The organism is Sphingobacterium corticis (assembly GCF_042684745.1).
GTDB classification, from domain to species: domain Bacteria; phylum Bacteroidota; class Bacteroidia; order Sphingobacteriales; family Sphingobacteriaceae; genus Sphingobacterium; species Sphingobacterium corticis.
This window is the reverse complement of sequence record NZ_JBHUMA010000009.1, coordinates 106,886-122,061: the sequence shown is the minus strand read 5'-3', so window position 1 is coordinate 122,061 and position 15,176 is coordinate 106,886. Positions and strand designations below refer to the sequence as shown.

Here is a 15,176-nt window from a genome sequence, read left to right as displayed (position 1 = left end):
TCTTTGTTAAATAGGTTGTTTTATTCGTCCCGCAAACTGTTCACTGGATTTGCTATTGCAGCTTTGATCGATTGAAAGCTAACGGTAGCCAGTGTGATTACAACAGCCAATAAGGCCGTGAGCGCGAAAATCCACCACTCGATAGCTATTTTGTAGGAATAGTCATCTAACCATCTACTCATTGCCCACCAGGCGATCGGGGAGGCAACAACGAAAGCTATAAGTACCAAAACCAAAAATTCTCTAGAAAGTAATTGTGTAATACCAAATACGGATGCACCCAAAACTTTTCGTACTCCTATCTCTTTTGTCCTGCTTTGGGCGGTATAGGCCGCTAGACCAAACAATCCTAGGCAAGAAATAAAAATGGTCAATCCAGCGAAAACAACGACGAGGCGATAGATGCGTTCGGAACGCGCAAATTTGAGCGCAAAAGCTTCGTCCACAAACGTGTAGTTGAAAGGGTACTCTGGGTTGTGCTTTTTGAATGTTTGCTCTATATCGTTCAACGCAGTTTTAGTGGTTTTATGAGCAGGAAGCTTAATATGTATGGTGCTTTCCCACATGTATTTTGGCCCTTCGATGAACATAGGATTGATACGTTCGCGGTAGGGGGATTCTGTTACAAAATTTTCCACTACTCCAACTATGGTTCTGAAGGTTTCGGGGCTTCCCTTGTACCACACTCTTTTTCCAATTGGTTGATCGAGTCGCATCGCCGTAGCTGCAGCTTGGTTGATAAGCATAGCATTGCTGTCGGTTGGAAAGGTGTAGATATCGATGTCTCGACCTTCGACTAATTTTACGCCCAAGGTTTTTACAAAGTCGGCGTCTGTAGCCAATCTAAGGAATGACGTCTTTTCATCGCCCGACAAACTTCCGTCCCACTCAAAACCCCATGAATCTGACCATCTTTCAGAAATTGGAGCCCCATTTTTCGTTATTGCGGACGCTGACTGGTTTTGAAACAGTTCTTGACGAATGGTTGGGTATTTCTTCAAGATATCTCCCTCCATTGGAATGTATATGAGCTGTTCCCTATCATATCCAACCTCTCTATCCAAGCCAAATTTAATTTGCGACGCGATTACAATCGTCGAAATGATAAGACAAATGGCAAATGTAAACTGGGTTACGACAAGTACTTTTCGAAGACTCAACGCAATAAGAGTCGATTTGAAAGTTCCCTTAAGTACCTCTACCGGCCGGAACGAGGATAAGTAGAATGCAGGATAACTTCCCGCGACAAAGCCCGTGAAGACGACGAAAAGGAGAAGACCGAACCAGAATAGCAAACTCTGAGATATCAGGGATAATTCTTTTTGTACTAAGTGATTGAAGGCAGGCAACAGCAACAGAACAATCAGCAATGCGAGGACAAAGGAAAGAAAGCTTAATAGAAGGCTTTCTGTTAAAAACTGCGCAATCAGGCCGGATTTTCTGACACCAACGACTTTCCTGACACCAACTTCTTTCGCTCTTTTTTCACTTTTTGCGGTACTCAGGTTCATGAAATTAATGCAAGCGATCAGCAAAATAAGTACGCCAATTCCGATAAAGAGCCGAACGGTAACAAGTTCGCCAGCAACGAGTTTTCCGTTTTCTGATTTTCCATAAAGGTATGATCTATTAATAGGTTGGGTAAATACCGTGGTGGTACTCGGAGTAGCGCTTGTCTGCGTATGGTCGATGGTAATATTTTTTATCTTTTGATCAAACGCATCTTGTGAAGCGCCGTCTTTTAATAAAACATAGTTCACAGAAGAGTTGTTCCCCCAACCTTTTTCGTCGATGAAATCGATTATTCTTAAATAGCTAATGGGTACAAGATATTCAAATTCGAACAGTGTGTTGTTGGGCAAGTTCTTAAGAACTCCAGTCACGGTAAACTGATGCAAAGAGTCAATCTTGACCACTTCTCCAATTGGGTTCTTATCGCCGAACAAGGTATTTGCGAAACTTTCAGTTAGAACGATATTGTATGGATCATTTAATGATTGTGTAGCCTGTCCTTCAACTAGCGGAAAGCTGAACATCGTCAAGAAAAGACTATCTACGCCAGCACCTTTGGCTTTCAGTTTTTTATCTCCAATCGTGAAAAGAAAATCTAAACCATCACTATATCGTGAAAACGCTTCAACCTCACCGTAGTCTTGAGCGAGCGTCGGTCCTAGAATGGCAGGCGTAGTGCCCCATGCCCAGGTTTCTCCTTCGTGGGTATCCCTGTTGTACATTTTGTACAATCTATCCCCTTTTTCATGGAAGCGTTCCAAACTCAACTCATTCTGCGCCCAAAGTGAAATGAAAATAGCAGCTGCCATCCCGATAGATAGACCCAAGATGTTAAGCAAAGAAAAAGATTTGTTTTTTCTTAAACTTCTGACGGCAATCTTGATATAGTTTTTTATCATGGTATGTTTAGATTCTGGTATTTAGATAGTAGTATTGAGTATTTAGATATGAGTAATTAGATTTTAGTATTGAGGTGTTTTTATTTCTAACTTCTCATTTCCGACTTCTAACTTTCCACTTCTTACTTCTTTTACACCGTTGCGGTTTCCATAATGACCTGACCGTCCAGCATGCGAATAACACGATCCGAGAATTTTGCGTCGTGCTCACTGTGCGTAACCATTACGATCGTAGTGCCAGCTTCGTTTAACTCAGTTAGTAAGTTCATTACTTCGTTACCATTCGATGAATCCAAGTTACCGGTCGGCTCATCGGCCAGAATCAATTTCGGATTGTTAACGACCGCACGCGCTACGGCAACACGCTGCTGCTGACCACCTGAAAGCTGTTGTGGGAAGTGATTGCGACGGTGCATAATCTGCACCTTTTCCAAAACTTCTTCCACACGTTTCTTGCGTTCTGTGGCAGGTACGTTGGTGTAGATTAGTGGAAGTTCTACGTTTTCGAAAACGGTTAATTCATCGATAAGATTGAAACTTTGGAATACAAAGCCAATGTTGTGCTTGCGTAAATCAGAACGTTTGCGCTCATTGAATTTGGCTACCTCGACGTTGTTAAATACGTAGCTGCCTTCGTCCAAATCATCCAACAAACCGATGATGTTTAGCAATGTGGATTTTCCACAACCGGAAGGTCCCATCACGGCGACGAATTCGCCTTCTTGTACGTGGATGTTCAAATCATTCAAGGCGACCGTTTCGACTTCTTCGGTACGGTAAAATTTTTGAAGGTTAGTTATCTTGATCATTTTTTTTGTTCTTAGTATTTGGATTTTAGTATTGAGTATTTAGAGGTAAGTATTGAGATATGCTAACTTCCCGCTTCTGCCTTTTTAACTTTTAATTTTTCTTTTTTAATTTCTATTGTTCTTTTAATGTTTTTGTAGGATTTGCCGTTGCTGCGCGTAATGCTTGCGAACTTACGGTGAACACGGCAATTAATATGGCTGAAGCTGGCGCTAACACGAAAACTGCCCATCCAATATCGATTCGGTATTTGTACGTACTTAACCAATCGTGCATAAACCACCAAGCTAACGGAAAGGCAATCAGACAGGAAATACCAACCAGCATGACAAATTCTCTATTGAGCATATTGACTAAATGTGTTATTGAAGCACCTAATACTTTCCGAATTCCAATTTCTTTCGCTCTTTGTTCCGCGGTGTAAGACGCTAAACCGAATAAACCCAAACACGAAATAATAATAGATAACACTGCGAAAACGGAAGCTAAATGTTGCACCATCGTAACGGAAGCAAACTTGCTATTAAAAGTATCGTCCAAAAAGCGGTATTCGGATGGATAGGCCGGGTTGTTCGCTTTGACGATTTCCTCAATCTGCGATAGCGTTTTTTGTAAATCAACTCCCGCTTTTGTCTTAATGTTCAATACGCCATAAGCGTAATCGGTAGGGGCAATGATCGTCGGCTCTGGATTGATTGTAAACAAATTGTTAAACATGAAATCGTTTACCACACCGACAATGGTGTAGGGTTCATTATGCCAGCGCAAAATTTTCCCAGCAACTAAACCATCCGCCTGAATCATTTTTGCTAATGTGGCATTGATAATCAATGAAGAGCTGTCGCCCTTTAAATGAGGATTGAAGTTTCTACCATCTAGTAACGTCATACCTACAGCAGGAATTAATCCTTCATCTGCTTTCATAATACCGATCAATATGTCACTATTTGGATCTTGACCTTCCCAGTCGAAATCGCTGCTGTTCGAAGATATATCGATAATATTGTTGTCACTAACTCCTACAGCTTCAATGTTTCCAGTTGCCGTGAGCTGATCTTTAATCACATCCAAGTGCTTAGACATGTCTCCTTGAAGGTACGTGTTTATGACTTGGCTGCGCTCAAAACCTAAATCTCTATTTTTGGTATGTTGAATTTGTTGGTATATAATCGCTGTGCAGATTACTAATAAAACCGAAGCAGTGTATTGCAAAACCACCAATCCGCGACGGATAAATCCTGCCGTTCCCGCTTTTTGTTTTGCACCTTTGAGCGTTTTCAATGGATTGAAAGAGGATAAGTAAAATGCCGGATAGCTACCTGCCAAAAGTCCACAAATCAATACGGTACCAATTAGGAAATAAATGTGTGTGGCTTTGAAAAGCGAAATGGAGATGTCGGCGTGGATGATTTCGTTAAACGGTTTGATAGTTAAATAGATCAAGCCCACCGCTAAAATTGCCGAAAGCAAAGCGCTAATTAGGGATTCACTTAAAAACTGCAAAATCAATGCGCCACGTTTTGCGCCCACTACTTTGCGCATGCCCACTTCCTTGGCACGTTTTTCGGATCGTGCTGTCGCCAAGTTCATAAAATTGATGCAGGCAATCAATAATACAACCCAAGCAATGATGCTGAACAAACGAACATTTTTGATATTTCCTTCTTGCTCGTTTCCGTCGCTGTCAAACACATTGTACATATTCCAGCGGCTCATCGGATAAAGCATATTTTTGTAGTAGGTCACTTCGCCTTTCGTTTTACGCTTGGCAAAATCGGACAGCGTGTTATTTATGTTGGCAAGATTGGCGTTTGGCTGAAGTTGTACGACCGTCATCAAGCCATTCGCATTCCAGTTTTCTAGCCACGGATTTTGCAATTCGAATTTTCGAAAGTTTATCAACCAATCAAACGTAAAGCTGCTGTTCACGGGAAAATCCTTCACAACACCGCTTACCGTGTAGCTTTCGCTGTTATTAACTCGAACTGTTTTGTTCATTGCAGATTCATTTCCGAACAATCTTTTAGCAGCGCTTTCTGCCAAAACGATATTGTTTAGTTCGTTCAGCGCAGATTTGCGATCGCCTTCTAAAAATTCTACCGACAAAATATCCAATATCGGCGGGTCAGCATGGAAACCGCGTTGAAATAAGCTGTTGTCACCAACATTAAAAAGAAAGGAATTTCCCCAATCCAATCGTGCAGCATGTTTCACTCCGGTAATTTCTTCAGCAACAGCCTTCGCAAATGGGCCTGGGGTAGATTCGAATACGAAAGTTTGCCCATCATATTTTTGCTTGGACTTTACGACATAAATATCTTCTTTGTTCGCGAAGTGATCGTTTTTGGTGACTTCATCTTCCACCCAAAGAAAGATTAATGCCGCCGCGGTAATACCTACAGCCAAGCCGAAAATATTCAGAAAGCTGTATCCTTTGGTTTTCCAAAGATTGCGGAACGCGGATTTAATGTAATTGCGAATCATTTTTTTAGTTCTTAGTATTGAAATTTTAGTATTGAGTATTTAGATGTGTGTATTGAGATATTCTCACTTCCCACATTTCAAACCTCATTTCTCACTTCCCACTTCTAATCTCTCACTTCTTAATATTTAATTCTTGCACTTTATCGTATGTTTCATAGCTCGAGACTACCACTTTGTCGCCCGGTTTCAATCCGCCGATCACTTCATAGTATTCCGGGTTTTGGCGACCTAACTGAATGTCCATGCGGTAAGCCGTTGTGCCATCTTTATCCAATTTGAAAATCCAGTTACCGCCGGTTTGTTGGTAGAATCCACCTTTGGCTAATAAAATGCCTTTGGTTTCGTCGCTCAATGCTAGACGTGTTTGCAGGGTCTGTCCACGGCGAATGCCTTTAGGCACATCGTCGATAAATTCCATATCCACTTGAAAGCGGCCGTCCTTTACTTGCGTATAGACCTTTTTGATTTCCAATCGATATGGTTTTCCGCCGATCGTAAATTGCCCTTCCAATCCCGGAAAAATTCTGCTGATGTAGTGCTCGTCGATATCAGCGCGCACCTTAAATCCTGTTAGCACATCGATCTGTCCCAATCGTTCGCCGGGATTTTTGCTTTGTCCAATTTCCGCATCAAAAGAAGTTAATTGTCCATCCACCGGAGATCGTACAATCAAATCGCCCACCTTTTGGCGCATCAATTCCAATGCGCTTTGCGTACGTTCGTATGTTTTGCGATCCTGTCCCGCTTTTTGGTTGTTAGAAACCTCATCTTGCGCCAAAATTTGGCGTGTTAGTTCGATGCGCTGCTTTTGGTAGTTGTAATTGTTGACTGCTTCCTGATATTCTTGCGATCCGATCGCTTTCTCATCGTACAACTTTTTGTTCAATTTATACAAACGTTCCGCTTCAGTTAGCGCTAATTCCACATCTGCCATCTGGTTGCGGTTGGAAATGGTTACTTGCTGTGCATTGGTTTGCGCAATTTGCGCTTGCGTCAATAAGTTAAGTACCTGCGTTTCCTGATTTACCAAGCTCAATTCCAGATCGGTGTTCGACAAACGCATGATTGCTTCGCCTTTTTTCAAATGCGCACCATCTTCCACATATTTCTCTTCCACACGGCCGCCAACGGATGCATCCAAATAAATGCTGCTGATGGGCAATACCGTTCCGTTGATCGGAATGAATTCTTGAAAAGTACCTTCTTTCACTTCGAAAATACTGATCCGCTCGCTATCCACGTTCAATCTGCTATTTCCGCTTGTATAATAATAGCTTGCGCAAATTAATCCGACCAATGCCAACACACCGACGATAGTTAGTATGCGTTTAGTTCCCCACTTTTTTTTCTCTATGGCTCTGTCCATGGATACTCCGAATATTAAATTGTTTGATAAACGTATTTTATTGAATCACCAATCCTATATACAATGATGTGCCAAAAGGTTAACGCGTTGAAAATGTTTTATTTACGCGTTTGTTGTGCGGTTGTTATGTCCGATATCGTACACTTATTGTGCGAAGATGGACAATTGTGCGGTTGTTCAGTTGTGGACAGAAATTGTTCGTTTTCGAACAGTTCTTTTTGCTGGTAAATAGAAATACTATTGATTATCAGTGTTTTTTGGTTTTGGCATTAGCTGTGGATTGATGGAGCAAACTGGAAGCTATGCGTATTAAACTCATCATATTATTAATTTCCTTCGTTGCGTACATCGCCGAATCATTCAGTCAAGTTGATAGCGTGCGTAACTTATCCGATTGTATAACATTGGCCATCGAGAATAATCCAACGTTGCGACAATCGGCTTTGAATCTTCGCGAAAACAATATTCAATACAAGCAAGCGCGACAAAGCTTGTTGCCAAACTTAAACGGAGGACTTAGCCACGGTATTAGTACAGGGCGAAATGTGGATCCGACAACCAATCAGTTCGTCGAGGAAACCGTAAATTCCGGTAGGATGAATTTGAATACCAACCTGACTTTGCTGAATGGTTTCAAGATTTTCCACGATATCCGTGCACGATCTTCGGCACGCGAAGCGGGGAAACTGGAATTTGATGGCGAAGCCAACATGCTGAAATTGGATGTCATTACTGCATACATTCAGGTGCTGACCGCGGAAGATTTGGTGACACAAACTCAGCAACAATTTGAAGTGACCAAAGAGCGCTTGCGTAATGCCGAAGTGAAGCAACGTGAAGGAGCGATTTCTCCAGGCGATTATTATGATATTAAAGGAGAATACAGCATGAACCTGAATACGATTGAGCAGAATCGCAAAGCGCTGAATGATAGTAAAACCGAATTAGCCAGCTTATTAAACGTTCGGGTCAATCAAATTGGTCAACTTAGGAGAATTGACATTCCAGCGCAGATGCAAGTTGCCAATGATCAGGAATTGTATGAATTGGCACAGCAGAATCTTCCGCAATTTAAGGCTTGGGATTGGCGCAAGAAACAGGCAGAAAGTATTATAAAAAGCGAAAAATCGGGCTTCATGCCGTCGCTACAATTCGATGCCGGATTGAATACCAATTATTCAAGTTTGAACAGCGCTTCCTATTTTACGCAAGCGCGCAATTTTTTGGGAAGATTCGCATCCGTGGGTTTGAGCATTCCGATTTTCAATCGCTTTGCGGTGCGCAACCAGATTGATTTGGCGAAAGTAGAGTTAGAACGCGTGCAATGGGAAGAGCAGATTGCATTAAATCAGCTTCGCGAACAAACTTCCAAAGCGGTATTTGATTTGGTGATCGCGAAGCGAAATATTGATAATCTGTTGGAGCAGGAGCAAAGTTATGCGGAAGCATTCCGCGTAGCGCAAATTCAATTTGATTTGGGAGCGACCAACTCCGTGACGTATTTAACGGCAAAAAATAAATTAGAAAACGCGCAAAACCAATTGCTAATCAAGCGATACGAATGGTTGCTGCAAAAATATATCAACGATTTCTACGCCGGTTCGCTGGATTTATAGTTATATTTAGCCATACAATTATGAAGAAGGCTTCCATACTGGTCGTAGATGATGATCAGGATTTATTAACCGCAGTTCGAATTTTATTGCGTCCAAAAGTTCATCAGGTTTTCATTGAACCGAATCCTGAAAACTTGCTCCATATTCTTGCCAAGGAAACGGTGGATTTGGTATTGTTGGATATGAATTTTAAAAGTACGATCCATACCGGCAACGAAGGATTGTATTGGCTTTCAGCCATCAAAGATAAATATCCGCACATTCGTGTGGTGATGATTACCGCCTATGGCGCTGTGGATTTGGCAGTAAAAGCACTCAAATTGGGTGCGTCGGATTTTATTGTCAAACCTTGGCATAATGAACAGCTTTTAGAAACTTTGGAAAGTGCGATTTCGGAAGTGAAAGCGCAAACGAAGCGATCGAAAGTCAGCGAAAAGAAAACACAAGAAGATAATCCGCTCATCGGCAATTCCGCCGTGATGGAGGATTTGCAATATAAGATTAGCAAGGTTGCGCCGACGGATGCGAACATTCTAATTATGGGCGAAAACGGTACCGGGAAGGATGTAATCGCACAAATTATTCATAAGCAATCGTTGCGCCGCGATCGATCTTACGTCAAGGTGGACGTGGGTTCGTTGACGGAAACTTTATTTGAAAGCGAACTTTTTGGATATAAAAAAGGTGCATTTACGGATGCGCGTGAAGATCGAAAAGGTCGTTTTGAGCACGCCCATGCAGGAACTTTATTTTTAGATGAAATTGGAAATATTAGTTTGCATCAGCAAGCAAAATTATTGAGCGTTTTACAAAATCGTCAAGTGGTTCCACTAGGATCGGCCGATCCGGTTCCGGTGGATATTCGTTTGCTTTCGGCGACAAATGTTCCGTTGCGCGAGCTGGCCGATGAGCGACGATTTCGGAAAGATTTAATTTATCGAATCAACACCGTGGAAATTCAAGTTCCGCCTTTGCGCGAACGCGGAGAAGATGTTGTTCTGTTGGGCGAACATTTCCTGACGCATTATACTGCAAAATATAACAAAAGCATTGGCGGTTTCGAAGCGGATGCACTCCAAAAACTGCGTAAATATCATTTTCCCGGCAACGTGCGTGAATTGCAATACAGCATTGAACGCGCTGTGATCATGTCGGAAGGACAAGCTTTGCGCGCTTCAGATTTGCTGTTTTCACCCATCGAATCGCCACAAGCGGCGGAAGCTAATTTGGCTGATCAACCAAGGAATTTGGAAGAAATGGAACGAAAGGCTATTCAGCAGGCGATCGATCGATATAGCGGAAATATCAGTAAAGCGGCGAAAGAATTGGGCTTAACGCGCGCTGCGTTGTACCGCCGGATGGAGAAATATGATATTTAATTCTTCGATTTAGCGATATGGGAAAGCTCCGATGGAAAGAATTTTTACGTGCCGCATTGCTCATGGCGTTGTGCTTTGGATCGGGATATTTGTATTTCGCCCAACAAACGACGTATGCTGTTGCTGCCGCTTTGCTTGCTCTGATTTTGCTGTTTCAATGGTTCAATCGTCATGTTTGGTTGCAAAAGCAGATCGATGAGTTCTCCGAAGCAGTGAAATACCGCGATTTTACGCGCCGTTATGCTGTGAAAAAAGTAAATACGGTAGAAAATCGCTTGTACGATTCCTTCAATCGTATCAACGAAGCCTTCAAAGAGGTTAGCGCGAAGCGCGAAATTCAACATCAATATCTCACTAAAGTGATCAACATGCTTGATTCGGCATTGATTTTCTATCAGGCAGACACGGGCAAGGTCGAATGGGTAAATGACGCATTTAAAGAAATGTTTGAAACGCCGCATTTGGGGAATATTGCTGGATTGAAGAAGCGCCGCGCGGAGCTGTATGAAAAAACGATGGCGCTTAACATTGGTCAGCAACATATTGAAACGGCGCATTCCAGCAAAGGACGAATCAAATTGCTGATCCAAGTTTCTGAATTTGAAACCGAAGATGGGCGTTATCGTATCGTGATGTATCAAAACGTCAATGATGCGATGGATGAAACGGAAAATCGGGCTTGGCATAAGTTATTGCGCGTATTGACGCACGAAATTATGAATTCCATTGCGCCAATATCGTCGATTGCTGAAACATTGCACGGCAGGTTGGAACAAACGGCTTACAGCGACGAACTAGAGGATGTGAAAGTGGGCGTACATACAATCAAGAAACGAAGTGAAGGTTTGTTGAAGTTCGCTAAAAGCTATCGGTTAATTAATAAAGTCGATAAACCACAATTTGGCGAAATTTCTGTCGCCCAACTTTTTGAGAATATTTATAACCTATTAGAACCTTCCTTTTTGCAGAAAGGCTTGGATGTAGATATTATCCTCAAAAATCGCCGAATTGCCATTCAGGCGGATATTCATCTTATCGAGCAAGTGCTGATTAACTTGATGTTAAATGCGATGGAAGCCGTCAAAGAATCGGAACACCCGTATATCAGTATGTCGGCTTCCGAAGAAAATGGCCGTACGTTTATCAAGATTTCGGATAATGGGGAAGGGATGGAGCCTGATATTCAAGAGCAAATTTTCACGCCATTTTTCACCACAAAAAAGACAGGAAGCGGAATTGGTTTGACGTTGAGTAAGCAGATTATGTTGGTGCATAACGGTAATATTTTTGTAAGCAGCGAAACCGGTAAGGGCAGTACCTTCACACTGCAGTTTTAAATTTGTCGACGATCGCAACGCGAAACCGTATCTTTGTGCATGTATTTTCTGTTGCAACGTATTCGACATTTTCTGATTTCCAATAGTCGGCACGGAACGCACTCGCCGTTTGTGTATGCGTTAGCAGATCAAGCGATTTATAATAAGCAGAAAGCCGTGACCGATAACGTTACTGGAAGCGAAATCATACCAGAACCTTATCGTTCGTTGATATCACGGATATTGCATCATTTGGAGAAGAAGCAAATCGTCGGGATTTCGAACTTCTTCGGAGAAGCCGATGTGCTTTTTGTAGACGCAGAACAACTTACGACGCCTTTAATAGATCAATATCTCACGGATCAACGAATTATTATTATCAATAAAATCCATCGCAGTAAAAAGAACAAATCTGTTTGGGAAAATGCTACACGAGCATCCAAAGTAACGGTCAGCATTGATTTGCTTCATTTCGGGATTTTAGTGCATCGCTCCATACAAGTGAAAGAAGATTTTGTCTTGCGTTATCCGTATTGGATAAAATGACTAAAACGCTTCCGATAAACTCAAATAAAAGCCTTTTTGACGTTGTTCTCCCGGACGTTTTTCGCCGATCGCATAATCGAAACGAACGGTAGTTTTATGTTCTAAGTTGAAAAAGTAGCGTAATCCTGCCCCGTAGCTTGGTACCATGCGAATGTTTTGCTCGTTAGAAAAAGTACTTCCCGTTCCGAGAAATGCAGTAATCCCGAATCGCGGATGAAAGCGATAACGCGCTTCTGCCTGAGCGGCCAAGAAATTCTTATCGCGATAGCGCCCTAGATAATATCCTCGGAGCATATTATCACCACCCAATTCATTGTACACGTAAAATGGCGCGTTCGAACCATACGTTCCACGGTAATCAATTTGTGCAGCCAATGCCAGTTTGTTATTGATCGGATAATAATGTCTGACGTCTGTTTCCAATTGATGGCCATTAAAGTTTTCTCCACCAAAAAAGTTCGGTGCATAGCCGTATTTTATTCTTCCGTACCATCCCGCTGTAGTATATGTCGTGAAGTTTCGGGTGTCATATAATAACGACGTTCCTAAGATTAGGTGTTTCCCACCGGGTTTTCCACGAAACGATTCCCTTTGAAATACGCCATCGGTTTCAAAACTTTCAAATTCGAAGTTCTCGAAGTTAGCATTCAATCCAGCGTAAATGTCCGGAAAGATCTTCCTTTCCACATCAATGCGCGCACGAAATAGGCGCTGTCCAATCCATTCTTCGTTGGCGTGTTGCGTGGTGTTGCCAATGCCGTAAAAATTAAACGGCCAATCGCGATAGCGAATTTCCGATAAAATGTGGTATTGATTATCGCGCGTCCAAACATCCGTATTCAATTTGATGTTTTTTTGTTTTTCGGTCGTAACCGTTCCTATTAACGTGATGGTCGATGTCCTGCTATTGGGATCGCTCCGGTCGGTATAGAAGTTATAGGAGCTTCCGATACCAAATTCCAATCCGGTTTCTTGTGCATAACCTAGCGCTGGAAGTACGAAAAAACTTGAGCCACGTGTGGTGTCCGTCTCTTGTGTAGAGAAAAACTTATTATACGTTCGTTTTATTAAGCCGACATCTTTGACTTGTGCGGAGCCAAAATGGGGGAATAGTGTGATTACTGCGGGCAGAATAAGCTGCCAGAATTTACATTTCATATGTATTTAAAAGTGATCAAATATAGGGAAAGATTCAACGAAATAGGAAGTGTGGGATTTGCTGTAAAATTTATTTGGTTGCGAATCAGCGAAATGCATAAAATGAGCTAAAAAAAGATGAAATAGTTTTTGATATATCTGATCAGTCGCTATCTTTGCACCATTGAAAACGCAAACGACGCGACGTTCAAATGTTCTTTAAAAGAAAAGTAAAATAAAATTTGCAGAAGTCAATTAAAATTAAGATTTTTGCACACGCTATCTGAAAAGATAGCTGTTGAAAAATAAGCCTCCTTAGCTCAGCTGGTAGAGCAACTGACTTGTAATCAGTAGGTCATTGGTTCGATCCCGATAGGAGGCTCAATTGCGACAGTGCGTTGCAGGTCTGGAGGGGTTCCAGAGCGGTCAAATGGGACGGACTGTAAATCCGTTGCTTCGGCTTCGAAGGTTCGAATCCTTCTCCCTCCACCACCATTGAGTCTGTATAAAGAGTTTATCTGTTTTATACAGGCTTTCAAGCGGAAGTAGCTCAGTTGGTAGAGCGATAGCCTTCCAAGCTATAGGTCGCGAGTTCGAACCTCGTCTTCCGCTCCATTTATAGAACAAGTAATGTCTCTGTCTTTGTTTAGTGTAATGATCTAAAAGGGGTAGGGGCATTGATCTGTAAATACGGTTTTTAAAACTTTGAAAGCCGAAGTAGCTCAGGGGTAGAGCACTTCCTTGGTAAGGAAGAGGTCGTGGGTTCAAATCCCATCTTTGGCTCATTTAAATAAGTTTGTTACTTTTGTAAATACAATTTAATTAAGAAATAATTTATAATTACTAATTCGCATAAATCATGGCAAAAGAGAAATTTGACCGGAGTAAACCACACTTAAACATTGGTACAATCGGTCACGTTGACCACGGTAAAACAACAACTACTGCAGCGATTACTAAAGTTTTGGCTGACAAAGGTTTTTCGGAAGCTCGTTCATTTGATTCAATTGACTCTGCTCCTGAAGAGAAAGAGCGTGGTATCACAATCAACACAGCTCACGTAGAATACCAAACACAAACTCGTCACTATGCGCACGTTGACTGTCCAGGTCACGCTGACTATGTAAAAAACATGGTTACTGGTGCTGCACAAATGGACGGAGCTATCATCGTAGTTGCTGCGACTGATGGTCCTATGCCTCAAACTCGCGAGCACATCCTTTTGGCTCGTCAGGTAGGTGTTCCTGCGTTAGTAGTATTCTTGAACAAAGTTGACTTAGTTGACGATGCTGAGTTGTTAGACTTAGTTGATATGGAAGTTCGTGAATTGTTATCTTTCTACGAATTCCCAGGTGATGATATCCCTGTAATCAAAGGTTCTGCATTAGGTGCATTGAACGGTGAAGAGCAGTGGGTTGATTCTATCATGGAGCTTATGGATGCTGTAGATAACTACATTCCAATTCCTCCACGTTTGACAGATCTTCCTTTCTTGATGCCTGTAGAGGACGTATTCTCGATCACTGGTCGTGGTACTGTAGCTACTGGTCGTATCGAAAGAGGTGTAATCAACTCTGGTGATCCAGTTGAGATCTTAGGTATGGGTGCTGAAGATTTGAAATCAACAGTTACTGGTGTTGAGATGTTCCGTAAAATCTTAGATTACGGTGAAGCTGGTGATAACGTAGGTTTATTGTTACGTGGTATTGAGAAAACTGATATCCGTCGTGGTATGGTTATCGTTAAACCAGGTTCAGTAACTCCTCACTCTGATTTCAAAGCAGAGGTTTACGTATTGTCTAAAGCAGAAGGTGGACGTCACACTCCATTCTTTAACAAATACCGTCCTCAATTCTACTTCCGTACGACTGACGTAACTGGTGAGATCGCTTTGGAAGAAGGAACTGAAATGGTAATGCCAGGTGATAACGTTACTATCAATGTTAAATTGATCAACCCTATCGCTATGGAAAAAGGTCTACGTTTCGCTATCCGTGAAGGTGGTAGAACTGTAGGTGCTGGTCAGGTAACGGAAATCATTGCTTAATCTATTAGATTAAAGCATAGCATATAAAATAAGCTAACCAGATTTCTGGTTAGCTTATTTTTTCTCT

At 41.9% G+C, this 15,176-nt stretch carries 10 protein-coding genes and 4 tRNA genes; 9 read left to right on the top strand and 5 right to left on the bottom strand.

What is annotated here, in order from left to right; genetic code table 11:
* Positions 1-20: 20 nt before the first annotated feature.
* From ACFSQ3_RS15215 to ACFSQ3_RS15200, 4 genes are all read right to left on the bottom strand, one after another.
* Positions 21-2,411 carry an ABC transporter permease gene (locus ACFSQ3_RS15215; protein WP_380870429.1) on the bottom strand — a complete coding sequence of 797 codons (2,391 nt, stop codon included), beginning with the start codon at positions 2,409-2,411 and terminating at the stop codon, positions 21-23.
* 131 nt (positions 2,412-2,542) lie between these two features.
* Positions 2,543-3,220 (bottom strand): ABC transporter ATP-binding protein, encoded by a 678-nt coding sequence (locus ACFSQ3_RS15210; RefSeq protein ID WP_380870428.1) that lies wholly within the window; start codon positions 3,218-3,220, stop codon positions 2,543-2,545.
* Between the two features lie 112 nt (positions 3,221-3,332).
* The gene (locus ACFSQ3_RS15205; RefSeq protein ID WP_380870427.1) at positions 3,333-5,702 is read right to left on the bottom strand and encodes an ABC transporter permease; all 2,370 of its coding nucleotides are present in this window, start codon (positions 5,700-5,702) and stop codon (positions 3,333-3,335) included.
* Positions 5,703-5,814: 112 nt separating this feature from the next.
* Positions 5,815-7,068 (bottom strand): efflux RND transporter periplasmic adaptor subunit, encoded by a 1,254-nt coding sequence (locus ACFSQ3_RS15200; protein ID WP_380870426.1) that lies wholly within the window; start codon positions 7,066-7,068, stop codon positions 5,815-5,817.
* A gap of 302 nt (positions 7,069-7,370) precedes the next feature.
* Between ACFSQ3_RS15200 and ACFSQ3_RS15195 the strand changes: the two genes are divergently transcribed.
* Genes ACFSQ3_RS15195 through ACFSQ3_RS15180 form a run of 4 tightly spaced genes read left to right on the top strand, consistent with a single transcriptional unit; the run spans position 7,371 to position 11,925 of the window.
* Positions 7,371-8,684, top strand: coding sequence for a TolC family protein (locus ACFSQ3_RS15195; protein ID WP_380870425.1), 1,314 nt, complete (start codon positions 7,371-7,373; stop codon positions 8,682-8,684).
* Positions 8,685-8,704: 20 nt separating this feature from the next.
* On the top strand, positions 8,705-10,063 hold the full coding sequence (locus ACFSQ3_RS15190; protein ID WP_380870424.1) for a sigma-54-dependent transcriptional regulator: 1,359 nt from the start codon (positions 8,705-8,707) through the stop codon (positions 10,061-10,063).
* Between the two features lie 17 nt (positions 10,064-10,080).
* Positions 10,081-11,400, top strand: coding sequence for a sensor histidine kinase (locus ACFSQ3_RS15185; RefSeq protein WP_380870423.1), 1,320 nt, complete (start codon positions 10,081-10,083; stop codon positions 11,398-11,400).
* 39 nt (positions 11,401-11,439) lie between these two features.
* Positions 11,440-11,925, top strand: coding sequence for a hypothetical protein (locus ACFSQ3_RS15180; RefSeq protein WP_380870422.1), 486 nt, complete (start codon positions 11,440-11,442; stop codon positions 11,923-11,925).
* Here ACFSQ3_RS15180 and ACFSQ3_RS15175 read toward each other — a convergent pair whose 3' ends face one another.
* On the bottom strand, positions 11,926-13,083 hold the full coding sequence (locus tag ACFSQ3_RS15175; protein WP_380870421.1) for a BamA/TamA family outer membrane protein: 1,158 nt from the start codon (positions 13,081-13,083) through the stop codon (positions 11,926-11,928). It abuts the gene before it with no gap.
* Between the two features lie 288 nt (positions 13,084-13,371).
* Here ACFSQ3_RS15175 and ACFSQ3_RS15170 point away from each other — a divergent pair.
* From ACFSQ3_RS15170 to tuf, 5 genes are all read left to right on the top strand, one after another.
* Positions 13,372-13,444 (top strand) — tRNA-Thr (locus ACFSQ3_RS15170).
* A 26-nt stretch (positions 13,445-13,470) separates the two neighbouring features.
* Positions 13,471-13,554: transfer RNA gene (locus tag ACFSQ3_RS15165), tRNA-Tyr, on the top strand.
* 47 nt (positions 13,555-13,601) lie between these two features.
* Positions 13,602-13,677 (top strand) — tRNA-Gly (locus ACFSQ3_RS15160).
* Between the two features lie 96 nt (positions 13,678-13,773).
* A tRNA-Thr gene (locus ACFSQ3_RS15155) sits at positions 13,774-13,845 on the top strand.
* 76 nt (positions 13,846-13,921) lie between these two features.
* On the top strand, positions 13,922-15,109 hold the full coding sequence (tuf, locus tag ACFSQ3_RS15150; protein ID WP_380870420.1) for an elongation factor Tu: 1,188 nt from the start codon (positions 13,922-13,924) through the stop codon (positions 15,107-15,109).
* The last annotated feature ends 67 nt before the right edge of the window (positions 15,110-15,176 follow it).

Coding starts and splice junctions, on each gene's coding strand:
- ACFSQ3_RS15215 (WP_380870429.1), bottom strand. CDS start 2,411: ATGATAAAAAACTATATCAAGATTGCCGTCAGAAGTTTAAGAAAAAAC.
- ACFSQ3_RS15210 (WP_380870428.1), bottom strand. CDS start 3,220: ATGATCAAGATAACTAACCTTCAAAAATTTTACCGTACCGAAGAAGTC.
- ACFSQ3_RS15205 (WP_380870427.1), bottom strand. CDS start 5,702: ATGATTCGCAATTACATTAAATCCGCGTTCCGCAATCTTTGGAAAACC.
- ACFSQ3_RS15200 (WP_380870426.1), bottom strand. CDS start 7,068: ATGGACAGAGCCATAGAGAAAAAAAAGTGGGGAACTAAACGCATACTA.
- ACFSQ3_RS15195 (WP_380870425.1), top strand. CDS start 7,371: ATGCGTATTAAACTCATCATATTATTAATTTCCTTCGTTGCGTACATC.
- ACFSQ3_RS15190 (WP_380870424.1), top strand. CDS start 8,705: ATGAAGAAGGCTTCCATACTGGTCGTAGATGATGATCAGGATTTATTA.
- ACFSQ3_RS15185 (WP_380870423.1), top strand. CDS start 10,081: ATGGGAAAGCTCCGATGGAAAGAATTTTTACGTGCCGCATTGCTCATG.
- ACFSQ3_RS15180 (WP_380870422.1), top strand. CDS start 11,440: ATGTATTTTCTGTTGCAACGTATTCGACATTTTCTGATTTCCAATAGT.
- ACFSQ3_RS15175 (WP_380870421.1), bottom strand. CDS start 13,083: ATGAAATGTAAATTCTGGCAGCTTATTCTGCCCGCAGTAATCACACTA.
- tuf (WP_380870420.1), top strand. CDS start 13,922: ATGGCAAAAGAGAAATTTGACCGGAGTAAACCACACTTAAACATTGGT.